This window comes from Stenotrophomonas ginsengisoli (assembly GCF_001431485.1).
Classification (GTDB): Bacteria; Pseudomonadota; Gammaproteobacteria; order Xanthomonadales; family Xanthomonadaceae; genus Stenotrophomonas; species Stenotrophomonas ginsengisoli.
In genome coordinates, this window is sequence record NZ_LDJM01000077.1 from 1 (window position 1) to 676 (window position 676).

Sequence of the window (676 nt, forward strand, 5' to 3'; positions counted from 1 at the left end):
GGGATGACGCGCTGGCCGCCGGTGAGGCGGCCAATGCGGTCGGCAACGGTGCTTCGGCGCTGGGCGGCGGTGCCAATGCGCTGGCTGACGGGGCCATCGCGGTGGGCTTCAACGCCCTGGCAACCGGTCAGAATGCGCTTGCCGTGGGCCAGAATGCCGAGGCCACCGGCCCGGCGGCCGTGGCTGTTGGCGGCAATGCGGTGGATGCCAATGGCAATCCGCTGATCAATGTCGGCGGGGTGCCGGTGACCACCGGCGCCACCAGCGCCGGGGTGGGTGGTACCGCTCTGGGTGCCAGCGCCAATGCCAGCGGCTTTGCCTCCACCGCCACCGGTGTCGGTGCGCAGGCTGCCGGTGATCTGTCGGTGGCTTCCGGTGCGGTGGCCAATGCGCTGGCCGACGAAGCCGTGGCAGTGGGTTACAACGCCGCGGCCTACAACACCGGCAATGTGGCCATCGGTTCGATGGCATCGGCGGCAGGTGAAGGCAGCCTGGCCATCGGTGCCGGTGCTGAAACCGGTTTCGGTCTGTTTGGCATCGAATCGGAAGCAGCCACCGCCATTGGTACGGGCGCCTGGGTGCTGGGTGACCAGGGCACCGCGCTGGGTGCCGATGCCTGGGCCACCGGCCAGCAGAGCACGGCGCTGGGCCAGGACGCCTATGCCACGGCCACCGG

1 pseudogene is annotated in these 676 nt (G+C 70.1%); it reads left to right on the forward strand.

The features are described 5' to 3' along the window. Positions 1-676: pseudogene (locus ABB30_RS15385) on the forward strand (ESPR-type extended signal peptide-containing protein); the annotation flags it as partial.